This window comes from Pedobacter folensis, assembly GCF_056490665.1.
This window is the reverse complement of sequence record NZ_JBWJIF010000004.1, coordinates 506,056-530,654: the sequence shown is the minus strand read 5'-3', so window position 1 is coordinate 530,654 and position 24,599 is coordinate 506,056. Positions and strand designations below refer to the sequence as shown.

Genomic DNA, 24,599 nt, shown 5'->3' with positions numbered 1-24,599 from the left:
CTTTTAATCGGCATAAAGTTCTGCTCTGATCTCAACAAGTATCGATTCGATTAGTTGAGCATCTGGTTTTTCCTGAAGCTTACTTTTTGTTGTTTCTTGTTCTGTTTGTAGCATTAGTTTTTCTGCCATTTTTAGTACTTCGTCATAATCAAGTTCCCCTCTTTTTATTAAAAGTAACTCATCCCGATTTTGTCTTTTTACATTTAGTTCTCCATCGCGTACAATCTCAAGCGCTACCTGCAAAAGTCTAATGGTATGCATCATATTTTTGGCATCGTAATCTTTGCCATGGCTTTTATTTAAGCTGTACCTATTTTCATTTCGTTTTTCTACCCAATCCCAATATTCATTGTACTCTTTGCAATAAGATGAATAGCTATCCTTGTTGAAAAACAAATAGGCGATTTCTTGTTCTCCTATAGGTATTGATGAGACTGATACTTCATTTGCCGCTTCCTTATTTGCAATCCCCTTATAATTCAATTTCTTCTCCGCATCATAAAACAAGGCATACAGATCTTTAGCATTTGGAATTTTCGACAATCCACAATCAGCTTTCGAAATAGCATTTTTTGCAAGCCAGCTTTTCGCTTTTACAGATGAATAATTTTCTGTGATGAAACAAAAATCCAATACTGTTTTTCTGGTCTTCGGCATTGGATTTAAAATCTTCTTGTTCAAACCTTTTGCTTTTCTAATCTGTGTTAAAGCATATCCGCCAAAGGTATCTTTGCACAGCTTTGATAAAATCATGTCAATATTTAGTTTATCCATTATCGGATGCTTATATAAGATACATTCTTCTGGTGTTGCCAGGATTTCTACAATATTTGGATTGTTCTTAATCAATAATTCAATAAAACGGCCAATTTCATAGTAAACTTCATCATTACTTTCATTGCTTATCTGTGGGATATACTTCAAGCCAAAAAACATTTCTTTTGGCATATAATATATTCCTTTAATATCAGTATCAGATTTTGGAGTATCTAACCCATAAGCCTTACTACCGCTTAAACATTCAAACAACAGTAAATTTTTATCCTTTAAATCTTTAATCGTCATAACGGGTTATTGTATCTCTAAAAAATGTATCAAGCATTTCTGCATTAAAACTTTCTTTTGGTAAATCTTTGGCTCCTTCAGTACAGTTTTTAAATTCAGCATCAATGTATCTGCTCAACTCAGGAGCTATCTTGATGATAAAACCTTCTGCTGAGGTCGATTTTAATATGATTAAATCCCTTACCAATGTTTGAAGATGCTCGGGCATTAAGGTTAAAAGCGGCCCGATGGTCATCGGCGCTATCGTGTTTTTCTCCAAGCACCATTTAGCCGAAAGTAAAGGACGAAGTACATAAAAAAGCTTCTTTATTTTAATTTCGTCTTCATTTACCACCGTTTCTAGTGCGCTGTGTGCTATTCCTAAATAATGATTGATATTTGTTTTTCTGTAAAAGTATGATTGACAGAGTGTCCATAAATCATTTCTAAAATTACCCAGTTCACTATAAATGATTGGCGATTGTAACCATTCGAAAGGAGTAGTATTAGATTTCCGGATCAATTTAAGCACCTTCCTGATGTCCCATCCGTAAATATCCAGCTCATAATTAATAGGAAAACCCAATTGATCATCCTTATCCTGAACAGAAAGATAAAAATTGAGCGGGCGCACATAAATAAAGCGGACATCGAAATCACTATCCGGTGAGGGGAATTCCCATCCCCTGCTACCTGATTCACATGCAAATAATATTTTGATATCATTTGATCTTTCTATTTCTGTAAGTCTGTTTATTATTGTGGTTTTCATTTTATTCTTCATTAATCCCCGGTAGGTAATACTCACCTAACCGAGGGGTTTCTAAATTTAATTTATTTTACGAAGATCTGCTTCAATTGATCTACAATTTGTCCACTGCCCGATAAGCTGATGTTGTTGATTTTCTCAGCGATTTTCTCTACGTATTCCATCTCTTTCAACTTATACAACATGCTGTTATCTTCCATTAATTTGGCGGTATTCAACAAACTTCTGGTTGAGGCCGTTTCTTCTCTCCGGGTAATGATATTGGCTTGCGCTCTTTTTTCGGCAACTAAAACCTGATTCATAATCTCCTTAACGTCACCTGGTAAAACGATGTCTTTAACACCACAGTTTGTTAATTTTACACCCAAATTTTCAACCTTATCTAAGGTGATGGCCATTACCATTTCAGCAATTTTTTCCTTGCTTTCCATCAATTCGTCAAAAGTCATTAAGCCAATAGATTCTCTTAATGCCAATTGCATGGTGATGTATAATTGTTTTTCAAATTCCTTGTTCTCTAATAAAGCTTTGATGATGTCATCAACTTTATATTGAATACTGAAGTTTACCCTCAATTGCGCTTTATCTTTAGTTAAGATTTCTTGTCCGATAATCTCCATATTCAAATGCCTCATATCGGTTTTTAAAACCTGAACGGTGGTACTGTTTTTCCAGTAAACGTAGTTTCCTGCTTCCAATACGTTTTCAAATTTACCATCGATAAATAACAAGGCTTTTTCGAATGACTCTACTTTGTAAGCCCTGATGTAATTCAATAATGGTGCTTTCTCCAACAAATTTTTGTCAATGGTTTCATCGATTTTGATATTGCTGATATTTACTTTAATAAAATCATAAGTCGATAAACCTTTCCAGATGGCATGTCTGCCAGCGGTTAAAACATTCTTGAAGTTTTTGTTTTGATAAACCAAAGCCAATTCATTATCGGCCACACTTACCAGGTGAATCAAATTCACAAAATCTATGTTTTCCAACAAGATATCTAATTCAGCTACTGAGTAATAATACTCTTTGGCCATGTCGTACAAAGTGATGTTTTCACCGAAACCTAACCAATAAGTTCCTGCGGTTAAAACGTTTTTTAATTTTCCTTTTTTAAACACCAATCCAACATAATTGGTGTTAATGGTTACTCTTTTCATGTTTTCTGGAGTTAGCCCCACCTAAATCCTCCCCTAAAGGAAGGACTTAAATGAGTATTGTTAATTTATTCTTTTAAAAGCGTTGCGGAAGAACATTTACCTGTTTTCTGCGGAAGTAAAAGTTTGTCAAGTTTGTTTAAAAATGAAACTTTGTTTTTCTACTCAGGCCTAAGCTCTTAAAGCATTTTGCCTTTTCGTTTTAACTCATTTGATTTTTAAATCTTTTCTTGCTGCACTGATCCTTGCTGAACAAAACACAGATTTGCTTGTTGGATTTCGAAAAATCCTGAAGCCAAATGCGGTTGCGCAACGCTGGTTTTGGTGGGCGGTTTGAAAAGTTACCCTTCTTTTAAGATGGAACCCTAATCCATTGCATTACCATTTTGCTATTCCAAGTGATGGTTGGAAGCAGGATTCGAACCTGCATGATTTGTTGTTATTCTACCCCTGAATTATTCCGATTGCTCGGAAGTGGGATTCGAACCCACGACACACAACGTGTTTAGACAGTCTATCATAATCCTGATCAGCATATTCTACGCATATTGCCCGAATACTTTGGGGCTATTCCGAAACCCACAACATTGGATCAGTTTTATTTAGTATTGCCATTCCGATTATTCATCAGAATTTCTTTATTTGGTCTGATTTGCACTTACATTACCCTGTTCCACCAATCGGGAACAGGGGCTTCTGGCCAGGCCAGTAAACTGGCACAGGTTAACGGAGAGCGCATATTATTTAAAACAGTGAACTGCCTTTTACAAATCAGATTGCTATTATTAATATTTATCAAAGAACATTATCGACTGGCGACATTACAAAGATGCCACTACCACTACGCGACCAATTTGCGTAGTATAAATTATTTTCATGTAAAATCGTTAATGTATTGATTATTAGTTTATTAAATTTTGTTTTCCGTTTAAACGCCTGCTTTTATTCCTCAATTGCGCAATTGTATTGCGTAGATGATAAGCACTTTCTTATATTTAGTTCAGCTTTAGGATCAGAATTCACCCTGAAACTCAAATTGATTAAAAATGGCCGTAAATAAATTAGCGCTCATCCGGTACAAAACCATCGACGATTGTTTGAAGAATCGTTTCCGTAAATGGACATTAGAGGATATTATCGAAAAGGTATCGGCAACGCTGTACGAACTGGAAGGAATTACCACGGGTGTAAGCAGGCGGACCATCCAGGCGGATATTCAGTTGATGCGGAGCGACAAATTGGGCTACAATGCGCCGATTGTGGTGAAGGATAAACGCTTTTATGCTTACGAAGACGCTACTTTCAGCATTACCAAAGCGCCGATTAATAATGCCGATGTAGATAAAATGAAAGAAATTGTTGGTGTACTCAAGCAGTTTAATGCCTTTAATTATTTCGACGAAATGAGCGATATGATTGCCCGTTTAGAAAATAACCTTTACAAATCGACCAAACAGAGTGGCAATAATATTCAATTGGAAAGCAATAAGCTGGTTAAAGGTTTGGAGTGTATCCCGCCATTGTACCAGGCGGTTTTGAATAAACAATCGCTATTGATCGAATATAAATCTTTCAAGGCGCAACAACCGCAGCAAGGGATTTATTATCCCTATCTGTTAAAAGAATATCGCAACAGGTGGTTTTTAATCTGCAAGGCTAAAAAACGGCCAGGAATATTAAACCTGGCATTAGATCGGATTATAGAATTTCAGGAATTGCCCAACGAAACGTTTGTTGCCTACCAAGGGGTAGATTTCGATCGGTATTATGAAGATCTGATTGGTGTAACGAAAAACGAACGCGATCGTGCGCAAAAAGTAATCCTCGAGTTTACCAACGATCATGCGCCTTATGTGCTAACGAAACCTATGCATCAATCACAAGTGGTATTGAGCAAAAATGAGAAAACTACCACTTTCAGGATCGATGTGGTGTTGAATTATGAACTGGAACGTGAAATTTTAGGCTTTGGAGAGTGTGTTAAAGTACTTTCGCCACGATTGCTAATCTCAAAAATTAAAAGGCGTTTAGCACAAACGCATCAGCAATACAATAGCGTTGATGAAGAAAATTTTGTAAAGCGTTCAGGAAACTAGTTAAACGTTTTAGTAATTGAATTCTTATTTGTAATTTGAATTCAATTATGTTCAAGACCAAATATATTCTCGCTTTTTTAATGTGCTGTTCGATAAGTACCTTCGCTCAACAGCCTACGCCTCAATGGAGGCCGACTTATCATTTTACAGCACTATCAAATTGGTTAAATGACCCAAACGGGTTAATTTATCTGAATGGTGAATTTCATCTTTATTATCAGTACAACCCATTCGAAAATAAATGGGGGCACATGAGCTGGGGCCATGCCACTAGTAAAGATCTGGTGAACTGGAAACATCTTCCGGTTGCTATTCCCGAAAAAATAACAAAAGATACGACTACCATGATTTTTTCGGGTTCGGCGGTGCTGGATAAGTTTAACGTAAGTGGATTGGGAAAGGGAAAAGCGCCGGTTGTCGCTTTTTATACCGCAGATCTTCCGAAGCAGCGCAACGAATCGCAGTACATGGCCTATAGCAATGATGGCGGATTAAGCTTTACCGATTATGCAAAAAATCCCATCATCGATTTAAACAAAAAAGATTTCAGGGATCCTAATGTCTGGTGGCATGAAAGCACCCAGCAATGGATCATGACTGTTGCGATGGTTGATGAGCATCAGGCGAGGTTTTATGGCTCAAAAAACTTAAAAGACTGGACCATGCTGAGCGATTTTGGGAAGCAAGGTAATCAAGGTAGTGGCTGGGAATGTCCTTTTATTATTCCCCTGGCTGTTGATGGAAATAAAAACAATACCAAATGGGTGTTGGCCATTTCATTATTCGGGCCAAAAGGACCAACAATGCAATATTTTGTCGGCGATTTTGATGGCAAGACCTTTAAAAACGATAATGATGGAAAATTAACCTTGTTGGTGGATGAGGGTGATTCTTTTTATGCGGCCATTCCCTGGAACGATGCACCAAAAAGCCAAAGAATTTTATTGGGCTGGTTACAGCCCGGCGGTAAAGAAACATTCCCATGGAAAGGACAGATGTCTATCCCAAGAGATTTAGCCTTAAAAACTACACCCGAAGGAATTCGCTTGTTTCAGCAGCCTGCTAGCTTAATTGGTGATAACATGAAAAAACATTCAGGCGGTAAAATAATCACCAGGCAAAACCTTGTTATCGATCAGCATATCGACTTAAGCACCAGCCAAAATTCCTATTGGATTGATGCCGAATTTTCTGTTAGCGATGCTGAAAAAATAGGTTTTAAACTTGCTCAGCTAAAAGATGAGAAAGGAAATGTTGTTAAGGAAGTAGAAGTTGGCTATGATGCTGTTAAAAAACAACTTTATGTTGATTGTACACGCTCAGAGAAAGGGATTAAAAATGATAAGAACATCATTCAAACCGCAGCCGTAAATCCGGCAAACGGTAAAATTAAACTTCAGGTGCTGTTTGATAAATCTTCGTTAGAAGTTTTCGGAAATGCTGGCGAAAAGGTAATTAGCACCATGATTTTTCCTGATGAAAAAGCCACGGGTTTAGCTGCTTTTTCCAACGGTGGTAAAGCGGTATTAAATAAGCTTAAAGTTTGGGATATGAGCGGGAGGAAATAAGGATTGAATAAGGGAATGATTGAATGAGAGATTCAATCATTCCCTTATTCAATTTTAACTCTTAAACTCACTGGTTTTATGGAACTCAATATCAGGATAATCCTGTTTCGTTAAATTAATCATGTATTCACTATCCGCCAGATAAACCGGATTAGCTTCTTTATCGAAGCCAATGTGCTGTTGTTTACGTTTTACAAATTCATCCAGTTTTTTTCTGTCGGTAGAAGTTACCCAGCTCGATCGGGTATAACTCAACGTACGGAAACGACATTTTGCACCATACTCATGCTCTAACCTGAAATTAATTACCTCGAACTGAAGTTCACCAACGGCACCGATCACTTTTCTGTTTCCGGGCTGCATCACGAACAACTGCGCCACACCTTCATCAGTTAATTGTTCAATACCTTTTTCCAGCTGTTTAGTACGCATGGGGTCCATATTTTCCACCTCTTTAAAAATTGAAGGAGAGAAACTAGGAATTCCCTTAAACTGCAGTTTTTCGCCTTCGGTTAAAGTATCACCGATTTTAAAGTTACCGCTATCGTATAAACCCACTACGTCGCCCGGCCAGGCCTCTTCCACAATGCTTTTTTCGTTCGCCATAAAATCCATCGGGTTAGAGAACTTTAATTTCTTATCCTGACGGGTATGGTAATAGAATTTATTGCGTTCAAATTTACCTGAACAGATTCTTAAAAAGGCAATTCTGTCGCGGTGTTTTGGATCTAAGTTGGCATGGATTTTAAATACGAAACCACTGAAGTTTTTCTCTTCCACCAATACATCACGTTCTTCAGCTTCTCTATGCCTAGGACTTGGAGCGATATCAATAAACGTATCTAAAAGCTCTTTTATCCCGAAATTATTGATCGCACTACCAAAAAACACAGGTGCAACTAAACCATCGGTATACAAATCCTTATCTATCTTACCATAAATGCCGTCAACCAGTTCAACATCATCTTTTAAAGTATTGATTTCGTTTTCTTTCAGGTAATTTAATAAAGATGGATCATTTAAATCACTTGCCGCAACAACCGAGTCGGTTACTTTGGTTTTATCCGAATTGAATAAATTTAAATGTTTGTTGTAAATGCTGTAAACACCTTTAAAAGTGTGTCCCTGACCAATAGGCCAGGAAAGCGGGCAAAGGCTGATGTTTAGTTTTTCTTCAATTTCATCTAGTAAATCGTAAGCCTCTTTACCCTCGCGGTCCATTTTGTTGATGAAAATGATTACCGGGGTATTACGCATACGGCAAACCGACATCAGTTTTTCCGTCTGTTCCTCCACACCTTTCACACAGTCGACCACTAAAATCACACTATCCACTGCTGATAACGTTCTGTAGGTATCTTCAGCAAAATCCTTGTGACCAGGTGTATCCAGAATATTAATACGTTTACCACTGTATTCGAAACCCATTACCGAAGTGGCCACCGAGATACCACGCTGCTTTTCGATCTCCATAAAATCGGAGGTATTACTTTGGTTCGCTTTGTTCCTTTTTACCGCCCCGGCAGTATTGATGGCGCCACCAAAAAGCAGAAACTTTTCTGTCAGTGTGGTTTTGCCCGCATCGGGGTGACTAATAATGGCAAAGGTTTTACGTTTTTCTATTTCAGGGTTAAGCATAATAAAATTTTGGGTGTAAAGATTGATGAAACCTGGTTAAAGGAATTTAACAGCGATAAGATTTGAATATTGTTGTTTCATCAGGCCGCAAAGATAAGAAAAAGCTTTATCATTAATTGTTAGGTTGTTGTATTGTTTTATAGTGTGGTTGAATAGATTTAGAAAAGCAGGGACAGTGGTTTTTTTGTTATTACAGTCCTGCCATACACTATAGTCCCGACGAATCCCGATGTAAAATCGGGACGGGAGCTGTCGTTTCTGTCAGGTTTAGGTTGCTTTTGCAGTAATTCTATTAAGGTTTTTTATTCTGGCTAACTAAGACTGTATTGATTAAACAAATGCTTAAATCAAAAATTATCCTCTGAAAATTTAATTTTCTCATCAATCATTGTTTAGTTTTGTGCTAAAATGTTTAGCTTTATTCATCCCTCCGTTTATTGTAAACTAAAATTTTACTGCCGATGCCCACTTTAGAAGAAACTTCTATGCCTGCAGAAATTGCGGCTAAATTTGTTAATTATACCTCGAAACATGTTTTTTTGACTGGAAAAGCAGGTACAGGTAAAACAACTTTCTTACGGAAACTGATTAAACTTACGCATAAAAAAGCCTTAATTGTAGCACCAACCGGTATCGCTGCAATCAATGCATCGGGGGTAACAATCCATTCGCTTTTCCAACTTCCTTTCGGTTCTTTCTTTCCAGATGCTGCCGGAGGCTTGATCAATGAAAATATCAATTTCAACTTCAATACGCCAAAAACTTTAGTAAAACATTTAAACATGCAGGGCAATAAACGCCGCATGTTGCAGGAACTGGAGTTGCTGGTCATCGACGAGGTGAGTATGTTGCGGGCCGATATGCTCGATGCCATCGATTTTGCTTTACGTTATGTACGCCGGAACAGAAATCTTCCCTTCGGCGGGGTACAGTTGTTGTTTATCGGCGATTTGCACCAGTTACCACCTGTAGTCAAAAACGATGAATGGCGCATCATGGCCAAATTTTATAAGAGCATTTATTTTTTCGATGCCCTGGCCCTGCAGGATAATCCACCGGTTTATATCGAACTGGATAAAATTTACCGTCAGGATGATTCGGTATTTATCGATCTGCTGAACAATCTTCGGAACAACAAAATTACGGCTGAAGATACCGCTTTACTGAGACAGCATTTTAAGCAGGATTTTAAACCTGCGGCCGATGAAAACTACATTACATTAACCACGCATAACAATAAGGCCGATAGCATTAACCGCGAAAGACTAGCTCAGCTGAAAAGTAAATCTTACTTTTTTGAGGCAAAAATTCAGGGCGAATTTAATGAATACGCTTACCCCAATGATAAAAGTTTAGAGCTAAAAGTTGGTGCACAAGTGATGTTCATTAAAAATGATATGACAGCCGAGAAAAGGTACTACAATGGCAAAATCGGTGTGGTACATCATATCGAGAAAGATATGATCGAGATTGAACTCCCCGAGGATAGGACAGTCATAGAGATTTCCCGTTATACCTGGGAGAACGTAAAATATAAGCTGGATGAAGCAAGCAACGAGATTAAGGAAAATGTAGCTGGTTCGTTTATTCAATATCCTATTAAACTAGCCTGGGCGATAACCGTGCATAAAAGCCAGGGTTTAACCTTTGATAAAGCCATTATAGATGTTGGTGATGCTTTTGCGCCAGGTCAGGCTTATGTGGCCTTATCGCGCTTACGCTCATTAAAAGGTTTGGTTTTAACTTCTCACCTGCGCGATAGTGGTTTGCAACAAGATCAGAATGTGCATTATTTTTCTAAAACTAAGCAGCCATCAGAAGTACTGAACGAGCAGATTAGTGTAGAAAGTTATACTTTTATCCGCAGTTACCTGCTTGCTGCATTTGATCTGAATCTGATCCGCTACTATTTAAAAGAGCACCGTCAGACATTTGATAAAAGTGAAAAATCGGCCAAGCAAAGACATGAAGATTGGACCGATACTATTTATACCGACTTTCAAAAAATAACGGCCACAGCGGATACATTTGTGAATCAGCTGAAAAATCTTTTCGCACAGCAAACCGAACATACTTTATTTAATGTATCGAAAAGGGTAGAGGCTGCCTTAAAATATTTTAATCCACTGGTTAAGGAGATTTCAGATCGTTTCTTGGCTCAAATTGAAGTGATAAAGGAAGAAAAGCAGATTAAAACTTATGTTACCGAACTGTTAGAACTCGAAATTCTGGTGTATGAGCAATTGAAAAAAATGCATAAAAGCAAAGCCTTGTTGCAGGCACTCATTGCAGGGAAAGAGTTTAGCAAAGCCGATACCGATGCATTGTTAAATACAGTTGAAAGAAATAATCAGCTCCAAAAGGCAATCCAGTTAAAAGGAGAAACGCTTAAAGTAAAATCTGCAGCAGAGAAAAAGAAAAAAGAGCCAAAAACCGACACCAAGCTGGTCAGCTTTGAGCTTTACGAGCAAGGCAAAACCATTGATGAAATTGCAAAAGAACGTGGTTTTTCTGCCGGTACTATTGAGGGCCACCTGGCCTATTATGTTTCAACCCAGCAATTGGATGTAACCAAACTGGTAAAGGCAAATAAGATCAGAAATATTACTGATGCGGTGGAGAGCCAGAAAACAAAATCAATGGCTACGATAAGGGAGTTTTTGGGAAAAGATTATTCTTTCGGAGAGATTAAACTGGTGCTGGCATCATTGTTTCCATCAGAGGAATAGGACGAGTTTTAACCAGAGAGAGAACAGCGTGAGGCACGGAGAACACAAAGGATCATGGAAGAGGATTTATTAACTAGAATATGATCGGGCTTGCTATAGATATTTATACTGGTCTCGGACCAGATTTGCTAGCGCGCGTTTATAAAGAATGATTGTTCTATAAATCTGATCGTCATGCTGAACTTGTTTCAGCATCTTTTCTGCCAGATAGACCCTGAAATGAATTACCTTCGGTGAGCTCGCTAAGGCTCGGTTCAGGGTGACGACTGTATGTTTAAGAATTACAGCACATTTTTCCCAAAATAGATTATTTATCTATTGAGCTTATAAACTTTATTGTTAATGGGTACTAAAACATCTCCGTTTTCTCTGGGGCAAACTTAGCCCACTCTGTGGTTTTAAGCTACAAGAAGATTCTATTTTCTTGTGTAAAACTTTGTCTCTTTTGTGGTTAAACCTTAAAATTATTTATCTTAGCATTCGTGGAAAAGGTTAAAGTTTTAGCGCAGTACATGCCCGAGCCAGCAGCGCCGCTAATTGCAAAGTGGATAGATTATTTTCAGTGTGAATTTAAAATTGCCAAAACCCGTTCTACAAAACTAGGCGATTACCGTCATCCTTATCAAGGTAAAGGCCATCGCATTTCGGTGAATTTTAACCTCAATCATTACGCTTTTCTGGTTACTACCGTACATGAGTTTGCCCATTTACTCACCTGGAACGATTTCAAGAATAAAGTAAAACCCCATGGCACAGAGTGGAAGAAGAATTTCCAGCGCATGATGGTTCCTTTTTTTGACATGAATATCTTTCCTGATGATATCCATAGAGCGATTGATAACTATATGTCTAACCCGGCGGCTTCAAGTTGTTCCGATCTGCATTTATCGCGTGCTTTAAAAAAATACGATAGCAATAAAACCGAGACTTTACATTTAGAACAATTGCCCATTAATACCACTTTTAAAATCAAAGATGGCCGTCGCTTTACCAAAGGCGAAAGAATCAGGAAACGGTATCGTTGTATTTGTTTGGATGATAAACGATTGTATTTGTTTAACCCTTTAGCCGAGGTTCTTGTGGTGGAATAAGATTAGCTGATATTAAACTAATTGATTAACTTTAAGTTATGGAAAAGATTTTTGACCGTATATACATTGATGCAAATATTTGTAGTGGTAAGCCAATTATAAGAGGTAAAAGAATTACTGTGCAAACGATAATGGAATTTTTAGCAGCAGGTGAGACTTCGGAGGAAATCTTGAAGCAATACCCATCTTTGGAAGCTGAGGATATTACTGCTTGTATGCTATATGCAACTGAATTAATGAACCATAGTTTTGTAATTAAGCAAGCCGTAGCTTAATGCAAAAGGTTTTTCTTATTGATGTAAATTTGCCAAGATTCTTTTCTTTGTGGAATTCTGAAGAATATGTCCATCAATATGAGCTTGGCGATGAATGGTCGGATACCGAAATCTGGAAATATGCTCAATTAGAAAACTTAACCATCATTACTAAAGACAGTGATTTTTCCTCACGTATTTTGCTACACAATCCTCCCCCAAAAGTTATTCATATTAAGTTAGGAAACATGAAAATGAACCGGTTTCATGATGTTCTTACTAACCTTTGGCCTCAGATAATTGAACTTAACAAAGATTTTAAATTGATTAATGTCTTTATTGATCGGATTGAGGGGGTAAAATAATTTAAACAAATTTAAACTCGTCCCCATCAAATAAGCCCTTATCACTCAATTTTAAGTGAGGGATCACCAATAAAGCCATAAAAGAAAGGGTCATGAAAGGTGCAAGTAGTGTAGAACCCAGGTCCTTTGCAAACTGATCTATGGAGGTATAACTTTTTGCAACCTCGTAGCCATTATGATTGCTCATTAAGCCTGCTACCGGTAAGGCCAGAACTTCTTTTTTCCCATTGCCCATTGCCACTACACCACCAGTTGCTGCAATTACCAGATTTACGGCTTCGCAGATACTTTTATCATCGGCACCAAGGGCAATAATGTTATGACTATCATGGGCAACACTTGATGCAATGGCACCCTGTTTTAAGCCAAAGTTTTTCACGAACGATATTGCAATAGGTGCATCGTGATAACGGTTTACGACTACCATTTTCAAAACATCGTTTTCCAGATCACTAATGATATTTTGATTTAAAACTTTTGGTCTGGCAGATGTTCTGTTGGTAATCAATTGCCCGTCTAATGCCTCAATAACAGGGATTTCTTTTTGTCCGGTGAAAGGGTAAGTAAAATCTTCTACCTTTTTCAAACTGCAATCGAAGTGGTTTACCGATTCGCGATCTTCGACATGTTTTACCCAATTACCCACTGTTTTTCCATTTTCGGCAAGCAATAATCCATTGATATAAGTTTGTTTTACCTTGAAATTTTTTAAATCTTCAAGCACAATAAAATCAGCATCATCATTGATTTGGAGTGAACCAACATCTAATTTATAGTGTAGAATAGGGTTGATGCATGCTGCCCTAAGGATATGGAATATGTCGATTCCTTTTTCTACTGCCCTTGCGCAAAGCTGATTAATATGATTTTCAACTAAACTATCAGGATGTTTATCGTCGCTGCAGAACATCATCATTTCTGGCCAGTCGTTCAGCAGATCGATCAGTGCTTCGAAATTTTTGGCGGCGCTTCCTTCGCGGATCAGGATTTTCATGCCACGTTGCAATTTATCCAGTGCCTCTTCTGCAGTAAAACATTCGTGATCGGTAGAAATTCCGGCATTGATGTATTGTTGAACCGCATCACCACGTAAGCCGGGGGCATGTCCGTCAACAGGTTTGCCCAACTGGTGCGCAGCGGCAATCTTTTTTAAAACTTCTTCATCTTTATAAAGCACACCTGGGAAATTCATCATTTCGCTGAGGTATTTTATTTCCGGACGTTCTAAAAGTGCCTTTACATCATCGTGATTTAATTCAGCGCCAGCCGTTTCGAAAATCGTAGCCGGAACGCAGCTTGGCGCCCCAAAATTAAATTTAAAAGGAACGGTATTGCCGTTTTCGATCATAAATTCTACACCTTCCATGCCACAGACGTTGGCAATTTCGTGCGGATCACTAATGGTAGAAACCGTTCCATGAACAACCGCCAACCGCGCAAATTCACTTGGAATTAACATGCTGCTTTCGATGTGCACATGGCTATCGATAAAGCCTGGGGAGATAAAATGCGCCCCTTCTTTCTGTTCAGAAATTTTGGTGATCGATTTTATTTTTCCATCTTCAACGGCTACTTCGCCAAAGAAAATATTCCGCTTGGTGATGTTGATGATATTCCCTTCGACTTTGAAATTGCTCATTTTTCTGATTTTTTTGATGTCGTCACCCTGAATTTATTTCAGGGTCTTTTAAGCTGCTGATCCTGAATTTTCTGGACAGCATGACGATAGGGTTATTAAGGTCCTTAATATTTCAATAATTTATCAATCGTTTCTGCTAGTCTTGCTTTAGCTAAAAAATCTTCTTCTAATATTTTACTCATCGGAATGGCGGTATCTAAGCTCGCACAGCGCATTACGGGGGCATCCAGATAAGCGAAACAGTGTTCTCCAATCCAGGCAGATAATTCGGCGCCAAAACCGTTTGTTAAGGTATCTTCATGTAAAATTAAAACCCTTCCGGTTGCTTTAACTGCTGCGCTTACAGTTTTCTTATCCCAGGGCTGTAATGTACGCAGGTCAATTAATGTTGCGCCACTTTCCGGATATTGCTCCATATAATCTAAAGCCCAGTGTACCCCCAGTCCGTAAGTAATAATCGTGAATTTATCTCCTTCAGCAAGCTTAACGGCTTTACCAATTTCTGTCGTATAATAACCATCAGGAACAGGAGCACTTAAACTTCTGTAGAGGTATTTATGCTCAAAGTAGAGCACTGGATTTGGATCTTCGATTGCAGCAAGCAGTAAACCTTTCGCATCTTCGGGGAAAGCCGGATAAACGATTTTTAACCCCGGTGTTTTGGTAAACCAGGCTTCGTTGCTTTGTGAGTGAAACGGGCCTGCACCTGTTCCGGCGCCTGTAGGCATACGCACCACCACATCAGCTTTTTCGCCCCAGCGGTAATGTGTTTTGGCCAGGTTATTCACAATCTGATTAAAACCTACGGTTACAAAATCGGCGAATTGCATTTCTACAACTGCTTTATAACCATTTATAGAAAGGCCTAAACCTGCACCGACAATGGCCGATTCGCAAATTGGGGTATTGCGCACTCTGCCTCTGCCATATTTAGTGGTAAAACCATCTGTAATTTTAAAAGCCCCACCATAATCAGCAATGTCTTGTCCCATTAAAACCAGGTTAGGATATTTTTGCATGGCCAGGTCCAGTCCATCGGTTATCGCATCTAAATACCTTTTTTCAGTTGAAGATTCATCGGGCTGAATAACCTGTTGCCTGTATGGGAAATACATATCGGTCTCTTCCTGATCGGCATTTGCAATCGGCTCATCTTCATTAAAAGCTTCTTCAATTTCCAGCTCTATATCTCTTTTTACTTGGATTTTGATGTCGATAACGGTATCCGGTGTTAAAACACCGTGTTCAATTAAATACGCTTCATAATTATTCAACGGATCCTTCTTTTCCCATTCATCAAATAATTCTTGCGGAACATATTTAGTACCTGATGCTTCTTCGTGCCCACGCATTCGAAAAGTAAGGCATTCTACCAAAACCGGTCTTGGATCTTTTCTGATTTCCATAGCCAGCTGGTTGATGGTATCGTAAACTTCTAAAATATTATTTCCGTCGATCTGTATGCCCTCTACGCCATAACCAATGGCTTTATCCACCAGGTTTTTGCATCTGAACTGCTCTGATTTTGGAGTAGAAAGACCGTATCCGTTATTCTCAATTAGAAAAATAACGGGAAGATTCCAAACTGCGGCAACATTTACCGCCTCATGAAAATCGCCTTCACTGGTTGCGCCTTCTCCGGTATAAACCAATGTAGCGTGGGGCTGGTTGCGTAAAACATCCGCCAGCGCGATGCCATCGGCTAAGGCCATCTGTGGTCCCAGGTGGGATATCATGCCGATGATTTTATATTCTTGCGTACCGAAATGAAAGGAACGGTCGCGGCCTTTGGTAAAACCAGTAATTTTGCCTTGCCATTGAGCCATTAATTTTTTTAAAGGAATATCACGTGAAGTGAAAACACCCAAATTGCGGTGCATGGGTAAAATGTACTCATCACTTTGCATGGCTAAAGTGCTGCCCACTGCAATGGCTTCCTGGCCAATGCCCGAAAACCATTTACCAATTCTGCCCTGACGCAAAAGCTTTAGCATTTTATCTTCAACCATCCGAGGGTAAAGTAATCTTCTGTATAAGTTCAGTAAGAACTTGTCGTCTTTATCACCTCTTTTAAATTGCATATCTGGTTATTTTGACTAATGAGCCTTAACTTAAGACTCCCGACTTTTCTTTAACTCTTCCCATTGTTTAGCAAAAGATTTATCGGCAACTTTAGGCATCTCCCGGTATTTACCCCAGCTCTTCTTGAAGAACCTTTTGAGCATAAAGTTTTTAAACTTCCCACCAAAGAAATCCATCCATTTGCGTTTTTGCATCATTCTGCTGAACATGCTCCAGCCAATTTCCTCCTTTTTGCCATTTTCGTGCCCTGCAGCAGCATCTCTACGGTTAAGTAAGAGCATTTTATGAATATCGATCTTTACCGGGCATACTTCCGAGCATTTGCCACAAAGGCTGGATGCATAGCTTAAATGTTTAAACTCCTCCATACCCTTTAAATGCGGGGTAATAACCGAGCCAATTGGACCACTATAGGTTGTATTATAAGTATGGCCACCAATATTTTTATAAACCGGACAAGCATTTAAACATGCACCACAACGAATACAGTATAGGCCCTGTCGCTGGTCTTTCTGGGCTAGTAAATTGGTGCGCCCGTTATCTAATAAAATCACATACATTTCTTCCGGCCCATCGGTTTCATTGGGCTGGCGTGGACCACTTAAAATGGTATTGTAAACCGTTAAGTTTTGTCCGGTACCGTGCGATGCCAGTAGAGGCCAGAACAGATCCAGGTCGGCAATAGAAGGAATTACCTTTTCGATGCCTACTATCGCAATATGTATTTTAGGAAATGTGGTGCTTAAACGTGCATTGCCTTCATTTTCGGTTAAGGCAATACTTCCCGTATCAGCAATTAAAAAATTCCCGCCGCTAATACCAATATCGGCATTTAGGTATTTATCGCGGAGTAATTCTCTTGCTTTTTGTACCAGCTGCGGAGGCGTAGCATCGATAGGCGTGCCAAATTTATCGTGAAACAATTGCGCGATATCTGTTGCACTCAGGTGCATGGCCGGGGTAACAATATGATATGGAGCCTGACCAAGCAATTGAACAATATACTCGCCCAGATCACTTTCTAAAGATTCGATGTTGTTCTTTTCCAGAAAATCGTTTAAGTGGATTTCCTCGGTAGTCATCGATTTTGATTTGATAACCGTTTTACCGTTGTTTCTTTTGATGATATTGAGGATTTCCTGCTGAGCTTCTTCGGCATCATTTGCCCAGATTACCTTACCGCCACGCCGTTGGAAATTTGATTCGAACTCTGGCAGGAATTTATCGAGGTTTTCCATTACACGCCATTTAATTACGTGTGCCTTTTTCTTGGATGCCTCTAAATTTTCGAATTTTGATAAACCGCGTTCAACAGCTGCATTATATTTACCAATATTATAATTTATGGTTTTACGATGCGGTAGATCGAAAGCTTTCTCGTCAGATTTCTCTAAAAATTCCTCGGCAATATTCATCAATAGTTATTTTGTAATAGGGTAACGAATATTAACTGATTTTAGTTTTTAACCATTTCGTTATCACATCAAAGATAGGAAACCATGTCGATTTTATTTTAGAAAAGTAATACAACGAAAATTGTTATTTTTTGAATAGACTATTCCCAGATAATTCTGGTGGTATATTTTTTAGCTATTTCATCACTGGAAATAAGGTCTAAACCTAATTCCATACTCGTCGCGATAATAATCCTGTCAAATGGATCGCGATGTAGGAACGGCAAAGCCTTAAGTATCTTTAATGTTCCGTAATCTATAGGAAGAATGGTAATATTACTTGCGTAGCAAGAATTGATAAGTTCGTCTAATGAATATTCTAATTGTAGCTTGCCCAGAGACTGTTTTATTGTGATTTCCCATAAACTAACTATGCTTAAATAGATTTGGGTAGTTGAATCTTCTAAGATTTTCCTTGCCGTTTTAGATAATGCAATATTGTCATCCAACATCCAAAGCAAAACATGGGTATCAAGCAAATACTTTTTCACTACATATAATCTTTGAAATCATCCAATGGTGCATTGAAATCATCACTCATTTTCATTTTTCCTTTCAGTAGGCCAAGTTTCCTTTTGGTTTTTTCTTCATCTTTTTTCTTTACTTTCTTTTGTAAAATAAAATCAATGAAGTCTTCTACCTCTTGCTGATAGGCAACAGGGATCATTTTGATTTTTTCTAAAATATGCAACTGATCCATAACTCGGTTTTATCAAAAATAACATTTTAATCTTGAAATAGAAAGCTACATCATTAAGCATAAAAAAGTCCCGATGTTAGATCGGGACTTAAATTTAGAGTTATTATTTCTTTGGATTACCTTTTCCATCCATATCTACTGCGGGACGTTTAGCTCTGTTGGCTAATTCCCATGCGGTAAAGTAAGTTAATTTTGCTCTTTTCGCCAGAAGCGGGAAGTTGATTTTGCTTACTTCATCACCAGGTTTGTGGTAATCTTGTTGTAACATTCCATCGTAATAGAAGATGATTGGAATGCCTAATTTCGCGAAGTTATAATGATCTGAACGGTAATAAATTTGCTCAGGATCTTTTGGATCATCGTATTTATAATCCAGTTTCATTTTGGTATAGGTTGCATTAACCTGCTCGCTGATGTTGGCTAAATCGCTGCTCAACATTTTCGAACCTACCGAATAAATGTAGTTTGCTGAATCTGCTTTGCCCAAATATTCTTCACCTGTACGGCCAATCATATCGGTATTTAAATCAGCAATAGTATTTTCGACAGGGAAAACCGGATGCTCCGAATACCATTCAGAACCCCAAAGACCTTTTTCTTCACCAACTACAGTCATAAATAGAATGCTGCGTTTAGAACCTTTTCCGGCTTTTTTAGCATCTGTAAATGCTTTTGCCATTAATAAAACGCCAGTAGTTCCCGATCCATCATCATCCGCTCCATTGTTTACTTTGTCTTTAGCATTCGGATCTGTTTCTAGTCCAATGTGGTCGTAATGGCCGGTTAAGATCAATACTTCTTTTTTAAGTACCGGATCTGAACCTTCTAAATAACCCAGAACGTTCTCGCATCTAACTGGTGTTTCTGTTTTTGCTGCACTAGCAGAGAAAGGTACATTTAATACCTGCGAGGCAGGAGCCTGGCTATCTACTATTTTCTTTTGTAGGTCTGCAACGGTAGTATTCGATGCCTTTAACAATTCGTTGGCTAAAGCAACCGATATCGAGATTCGTGGAATGTCGTTTTGTTTTTGCGCTTCGATAGCGGCATTGGTTTTCACCATTACCTTACCATTTTTAAGGGTTTGTTTCGTGTTTTCGGTTATTCTATCCACCGCCGGATCGATCAGAATAATGGCTTTAACATTGTTTTCTGCAAAATATTTTGCCCTTGCCTCAAGTGTTGCACGGTAAGCTGCTCTATCAATTCTTGTACCCGGTTTTACGGTTGGATCTCCACCATTGAACATGATAACCACTTTCCCTTTAATATCGGTACCTGAAAAATCGTTATAGTTGTCTTTTTTTAAACCATAACCAATAAATACAAGCTCGTTGGCTGAGAAAGTAAAACCTTGATCGCTGATTAAGCTGGGTGATACTAAATAATCTTTCTGGTATTCTTTAGGCTGACCATTTACCGTTACCTGACTTTCTTTCAATGTAACGTTAACCAAATCAATTTTTTGGAAATAACTGCCATTTACTGGTGCTTTTAAACCCAAAGATTTGAAATAATCGCGGATATAATCAGCAGCCATCCAGGCGCCTTTTGTTCCCGTTTCACGGCCTTCGTATTCATCAGAGGCCAGTACTGAAAGGTGTTTGTAGGCATTTTCAGGACTAATGGCCTTACTGAATTTTATAGCATCCTTATTCGGTATAAGGGGCTTTACCTGGCTAAAGCAACTCACGGTAACAAGCGATACCAGGCCAAGGGTTAAAAATTTTTTGTTCATTATGATAATAGTTAGTTAAGTTTCTGGTTAACACGAAATTTTTTCAACCCTGTTCTGGTGACGGCCGCCCTCAAATTCAGTGGTTAAAAAAGTTGTGGTAATCTCTTTGGCTTGTTCTGCTGAAACAAATCTTGCCGGGATACATAAAATGTTTGCGTTATTGTGCTTACGCACTAATGAAGCAACTTCATTTTCCCAGCATAAACCTGCCCTGATCTGCTGATGTTTGTTAGCCGTAATGGCTACACCGTTGGCTGATCCACAAAGTAAAATTCCGTAAGTAAATTCTCCGTTTTCTACTGCAGAGGCCACCGGATGGGCAAAATCCGGATAATCAACAGAATTCTCTGAGTATGTACCAAAATCTTTTACTTCGTAATCCTGTAAAAAATCTTTTAATATTTCTTTGTATTCAAACCCGGCGTGATCCGCTCCAATAGCAATTTTAATTTTTGTATCAGACATTGTCAAATTTATAGAGAATTATAAAATCTATTCGTAATGTTTTTGTTAGTTAGCATAGAAAGCAGCATCAGCCTTTTTCTTCTTTTTTTCTATATAAGCCGAAACAAAAATACTCAGCTCATAAAGTAAGAACAATGGCGTAGCTACAATCAGCATCGTCATAATATCAGGTGTTGGCGTAACGATAGCAGCAATAATCAGAATAATTACCGCGGCATATCTTCTGCTTGATCTCATCAGCTTTGGTGTCATCAACCCAAGTTTCGACAAAACGAAAATAATAACCGGAAGTTCGAAGATAATCCCTGTACCTAAAGTTAAAGTGGCAACAGATGATAGATAGGAATCCACTGTGAATGTATTTTTGATTTCGGCACTTACCGTATAACCTGTTAAAAAGTTAACTGACAATGGGCATACCACAAAGTATCCGAAGAAGATACCAATAATGAAAAGTACCGATGCGAAGAATACAAAACCACTGGCCGATTTGCGTTCATTTTCGTGTAATGCTGGTTTAATAAAACGCCAGATTTCCCATAATAAATAAGGAAAACCAACCACAATACCGCACATTACACAAACATTAAGCTGAAGGTTAAATTGTCCAGCCATCTCGGTATTGATAATTTCACCATTAATTTTGGTGATACACATATCCTTACCCAATGATGGAAAATGCTCCACCAGTTTACACATCATGCGGTAGGTCCAGAAATCTGGTTTTTTAGGTCCGAAAATTATTTTATCCAGAATTTCTTCATTGAAGTAAAAAGCGATACCCGTAAAAACGGCAATGGCAATTACGGCTCTGATTAAATGTTTACGGAGAACATCCAGGTGATCGAAAAAAGACATTTCTGCCTCTAAGGTGGTGCTCTTTTGCCCGATAGCTTTTGTAAGTGAAGTTTTTTTAGTGTCGCTCATGTTGAAAACAAAAATACCATTCTATTTGAATAGAATGGTATTTACGTGTTAAATATAGAAATAGTTTATATTATTATGAGAAATGACTGCAAAAATTGAACCCGGCTATGGCAGTAGTTTTAAAGTTGGTCTTTAATTATGCTGAGTTGCCTTAATTTTGCCGCATCGTTATAATTAAATTGATATACGCCATCCTCTCCTGTAACGATTAAGGATTTAGGACCAGCAATCACATCAAAACTTTTAATAGTACTTAAATGCTGCAACATGTTGTCGCCAATTCTGGTTTTATCGGTAATATTAAAACTCTTTATTCCATAGTTACCTTCGCAGAGAAATAAATAATTACCACTGGTGCTTAGGCCATGAGGATTTTGCATAGGGTAAACCGCAATCTGTTTAGGCTTGGTGGGATCTTCTATATCTACCACTTCCAATTGATTGCTGGCCTGCCTGCACGTATTACCCGTACGTAAAGTAACATAAGCATATTTTCCTTGAACAACCACGGGATCGCAGGCAAAAACATGGCTATAAGTAGAGAGTTGAACAGGATTGGCCGGATTGGTAGCACTAAAAATATGCATACCTCTATTGGTGCCTATAAATAATTTATTTTCGTAAGGAAAAATGGTTTCGACACCCCAACCTAAATTAATTACCTTCAGAAAAGTTGGGTTCGATGCTGTTTTAACGTCAAATAAACTTAAATTATTGATGCCAACAGTATATAAATAATCATCCATCAAGGTAAACCTGGCCATCGATCCCCCTTGACCGGAAGAGCTACTGCTGTTAGCGACCACATCATTATAATATACTTTGCTCGTCTCTTTCTTTACCAGGGTATCTTTATAGATGTAAATATACTTTTGAGCGCCGGTGGTACCCAATTGATTGAAAACATCAGTTACTCGCTTAACTTGTTTGATATTGCCCATGTTGGAGAGATCAAAAGCGAGCAAATCAATAAAATTGTCGGCATAAAGGATATTGTTATGGATTGCTAAATCTACATTTCCTGGAATTTTTAGAAAGCCCATATTTACAGGAGCACTCGGATTAGCATTGTTGTAGATATGAATACCTTCATTGGGTTCATTAATGAAAAGATAATCGTTGTAAATGTATATTTTTCCGGTTCTTTTGGCAGGAATAGCTTTGGTCATCCCTACAGGTAAAGCCCTCATTTGCTGAACAGAAATCATTTTTGCGATCTGTATCATTTCATACTCGTCTTTTTTGCATCCTGTAAATACAGCGAAAACAAGTAGGAGGAGTAACGCGTTAATTAGATTTTTTTTCATATTTGGAGTGTTTTGCTATTAAACGTAGCGAATTAATTAAACGCTACAGCATTGGCGTTTAATATTAATTATCAGGTGTTTATCCGGCAATTGTTGAAATCTAAAACAATAAAAAAGGCTATCCAAATGATTTGAATAGCCTCCTTGTATGATTAAGTATAGAAATACTTTTATTATTCTGAAAATTCGAACGTTTCCATAAATTTCGTAGTGAAATTTCCTGCCCTGAAGTTCGGATCTTTCATCAACTGCAGGTGGAAAGGAATGGTTGTTTTCACCCCTTCAATTACAAATTCGCCTAAAGCACGCTCCATCGTACAGATTGCCTCTTCGCGCGTTTGTGCAACGCAGATTAATTTAGCAATCATCGAATCATAATTAGATGGAATTGAATAACCGGCATAAACATGTGTATCAACACGAACGCCATGGCCACCCGGAGAGTGGAAATTGGTGATTTTACCTGGTGAAGGACGGAAGTTGTTTGCCGGATCTTCAGCGTTGATACGGCACTCTATTGCGTGCATATCAGGGAAGTAGTTCTTGCCCGAAATCGGAATTCCGGCAGCAACTTTAATCTGTTCTTTAATTAAATCGAAGTTAATCACTTCTTCAGTAACCGGGTGCTCTACCTGAATACGGGTATTCATTTCCATGAAGTAGAAGTTCCGGTGTTTATCAACCAAAAACTCGATTGTACCAGCACCTTCATAATTTACGGCCATTGCACCTTTAATAGCGGCTTCGCCCATTCTTACGCGAAGTTCATCGGTCATGAAAGGAGAAGGAGATTCTTCTACCAATTTCTGGTGACGGCGTTGGATTGAACAATCGCGTTCTGATAAGTGACAGGCTTTACCAAACTGATCTCCGATAATCTGGATTTCGATGTGGCGTGGATCTTCAATGTATTTCTCTAAATATAAACCATCGTTACCAAATGCTGCACCAGATTCCTGACGGGCACTATCCCATGCATTTTCGAAATCTTCGTCTTTCCAAACCACACGCATCCCACGACCACCACCACCGGCAGTTGCTTTTAGGATCACCGGGTAGCCCATTTCATTTGCAATTGCAATACCTTCTTTAACGCTGGTAAGCAAACCTTCTGATCCTGGAATGGTTGGTACACCGGCAATTTTCATGGTTTCTTTTGCAGAGGCTTTATCGCCCATGCCATTGATCTGCTCTGGTGTTGCACCAATAAATTTGATGTTGTACTCGCGGCAAATGTTAGAAAATTTAGCATTTTCTGATAAGAAACCATAACCTGGGTGTATGGCATCGGCGTTAGTTAATTCTGCAGCCGAGATAATATTTGGGATATTTAAATAAGAATCTTTACTAGGAGGGGGGCCAATACAAACAGCCTCATCAGCAAAACGTACGTGTAAACTTTCGCGATCTGCGGTAGAGTAAACAGCAACCGTTTTGATGCCCATTTCCTTACAGGTACGGATAATACGCAAAGCGATTTCACCCCTGTTGGCAATTAGTATTTTTTTAAACATAATTTTTAATTTAGGATTGCACTGATTTTAAGGATTACACCGATTTAAGCGGTATCATC

Annotated in this window: 20 protein-coding genes; 6 read left to right on the top strand and 14 right to left on the bottom strand. The window is 38.4% G+C overall.

Annotation, left to right across the window (positions count from 1 at the left end; all coding sequences use genetic code 11):
- Positions 1–3: 3 nt before the first annotated feature.
- The 3 genes from AC04QZ_RS21925 to AC04QZ_RS21915 all read right to left on the bottom strand — a co-directional run bounded on the left by AC04QZ_RS21925 (position 4) and on the right by AC04QZ_RS21915 (position 2,976).
- Complete coding sequence (locus AC04QZ_RS21925) at positions 4–1,065, bottom strand: DNA polymerase beta superfamily protein (RefSeq protein WP_478359476.1); 1,062 nt, start codon at positions 1,063–1,065, stop codon at positions 4–6.
- Positions 1,055–1,816, bottom strand: coding sequence for a nucleotidyltransferase domain-containing protein (locus AC04QZ_RS21920; protein ID WP_086547999.1), 762 nt, complete (start codon positions 1,814–1,816; stop codon positions 1,055–1,057). The genes AC04QZ_RS21925 and AC04QZ_RS21920 overlap by 11 nt, the downstream gene beginning before the upstream one ends.
- A 62-nt stretch (positions 1,817–1,878) precedes the next feature.
- A complete protein-coding gene (locus AC04QZ_RS21915; RefSeq protein ID WP_478359475.1) occupies positions 1,879–2,976 on the bottom strand; it encodes a slipin family protein in 1,098 nt (365 codons plus the stop codon).
- Between the two features lie 1,043 nt (positions 2,977–4,019).
- Between AC04QZ_RS21915 and AC04QZ_RS21910 the strand changes: the two genes are divergently transcribed.
- Both AC04QZ_RS21910 and AC04QZ_RS21905 read left to right on the top strand, forming a co-directional pair.
- Positions 4,020–5,069, top strand: a complete 1,050-nt coding sequence (locus AC04QZ_RS21910) for a helix-turn-helix transcriptional regulator (RefSeq protein WP_478359474.1) — start codon at positions 4,020–4,022, stop codon at positions 5,067–5,069.
- 47 nt (positions 5,070–5,116) lie between these two features.
- Positions 5,117–6,637 carry a glycoside hydrolase family 32 protein gene (locus AC04QZ_RS21905; protein WP_478359473.1) on the top strand — a complete coding sequence of 507 codons (1,521 nt, stop codon included), beginning with the start codon at positions 5,117–5,119 and terminating at the stop codon, positions 6,635–6,637.
- A 54-nt stretch (positions 6,638–6,691) separates the two neighbouring features.
- On the opposite strand, the gene AC04QZ_RS21900 is transcribed toward AC04QZ_RS21905, so the two are convergent.
- Positions 6,692–8,275: a peptide chain release factor 3 gene (locus AC04QZ_RS21900; protein WP_056094020.1), complete on the bottom strand. Its 1,584-nt coding sequence runs from the start codon at positions 8,273–8,275 to the stop codon at positions 6,692–6,694.
- A gap of 461 nt (positions 8,276–8,736) precedes the next feature.
- Here AC04QZ_RS21900 and AC04QZ_RS21895 point away from each other — a divergent pair, with 461 nt between their 5' ends.
- From AC04QZ_RS21895 to AC04QZ_RS21880, 4 genes are all read left to right on the top strand, one after another.
- Positions 8,737–11,004: a helix-turn-helix domain-containing protein gene (locus AC04QZ_RS21895; RefSeq protein ID WP_478359472.1), complete on the top strand. Its 2,268-nt coding sequence runs from the start codon at positions 8,737–8,739 to the stop codon at positions 11,002–11,004.
- A gap of 482 nt (positions 11,005–11,486) precedes the next feature.
- Entirely contained in the window at positions 11,487–12,095 is a 609-nt protein-coding gene (locus tag AC04QZ_RS21890) for a SprT-like domain-containing protein (protein WP_478359471.1), read from the top strand.
- A gap of 38 nt (positions 12,096–12,133) precedes the next feature.
- Positions 12,134–12,370, top strand: coding sequence for a DUF433 domain-containing protein (locus tag AC04QZ_RS21885; RefSeq protein WP_478359470.1), 237 nt, complete (start codon positions 12,134–12,136; stop codon positions 12,368–12,370).
- Entirely contained in the window at positions 12,370–12,714 is a 345-nt protein-coding gene (locus AC04QZ_RS21880; protein ID WP_086547993.1) for a DUF5615 family PIN-like protein, read from the top strand. Before AC04QZ_RS21885 ends, AC04QZ_RS21880 begins: the two co-directional genes overlap by 1 nt.
- 1 nt (position 12,715) lies before the next feature.
- Here AC04QZ_RS21880 and ade read toward each other — a convergent pair whose 3' ends face one another.
- From ade to accC, 10 genes are all read right to left on the bottom strand, one after another.
- Entirely contained in the window at positions 12,716–14,353 is a 1,638-nt protein-coding gene (gene ade, locus AC04QZ_RS21875; RefSeq protein WP_478359469.1) for an adenine deaminase, read from the bottom strand.
- A 104-nt stretch (positions 14,354–14,457) separates the two neighbouring features.
- Positions 14,458–16,434, bottom strand: a complete 1,977-nt coding sequence (locus AC04QZ_RS21870; RefSeq protein ID WP_478359468.1) for an alpha-ketoacid dehydrogenase subunit alpha/beta — start codon at positions 16,432–16,434, stop codon at positions 14,458–14,460.
- Between the two features lie 30 nt (positions 16,435–16,464).
- A complete protein-coding gene (locus AC04QZ_RS21865) occupies positions 16,465–17,850 on the bottom strand; it encodes a LutB/LldF family L-lactate oxidation iron-sulfur protein (protein WP_478359467.1) in 1,386 nt (461 codons plus the stop codon).
- A 140-nt stretch (positions 17,851–17,990) separates the two neighbouring features.
- Positions 17,991–18,380: a type II toxin-antitoxin system VapC family toxin gene (locus AC04QZ_RS21860; protein WP_478359466.1), complete on the bottom strand. Its 390-nt coding sequence runs from the start codon at positions 18,378–18,380 to the stop codon at positions 17,991–17,993.
- Entirely contained in the window at positions 18,380–18,589 is a 210-nt protein-coding gene (gene vapB / locus AC04QZ_RS21855; protein WP_086547988.1) for a type II toxin-antitoxin system VapB family antitoxin, read from the bottom strand. The genes AC04QZ_RS21860 and vapB overlap by 1 nt, the downstream gene beginning before the upstream one ends.
- Positions 18,590–18,692: 103 nt before the next feature.
- On the bottom strand, positions 18,693–20,327 hold the full coding sequence (locus tag AC04QZ_RS21850; RefSeq protein WP_478359465.1) for a M28 family peptidase: 1,635 nt from the start codon (positions 20,325–20,327) through the stop codon (positions 18,693–18,695).
- Between the two features lie 27 nt (positions 20,328–20,354).
- Entirely contained in the window at positions 20,355–20,792 is a 438-nt protein-coding gene (rpiB, locus tag AC04QZ_RS21845; RefSeq protein WP_478359464.1) for a ribose 5-phosphate isomerase B, read from the bottom strand.
- A gap of 45 nt (positions 20,793–20,837) precedes the next feature.
- Positions 20,838–21,719: a twin-arginine translocase subunit TatC gene (tatC, locus tag AC04QZ_RS21840; protein ID WP_478359463.1), complete on the bottom strand. Its 882-nt coding sequence runs from the start codon at positions 21,717–21,719 to the stop codon at positions 20,838–20,840.
- Positions 21,720–21,838: 119 nt separating this feature from the next.
- A complete protein-coding gene (locus AC04QZ_RS21835; RefSeq protein WP_478359462.1) occupies positions 21,839–23,026 on the bottom strand; it encodes an LVIVD repeat-containing protein in 1,188 nt (395 codons plus the stop codon).
- Between the two features lie 173 nt (positions 23,027–23,199).
- Entirely contained in the window at positions 23,200–24,540 is a 1,341-nt protein-coding gene (gene accC, locus AC04QZ_RS21830) for an acetyl-CoA carboxylase biotin carboxylase subunit (RefSeq protein WP_057931790.1), read from the bottom strand.
- Positions 24,541–24,599: the final 59 nt, after the last annotated feature.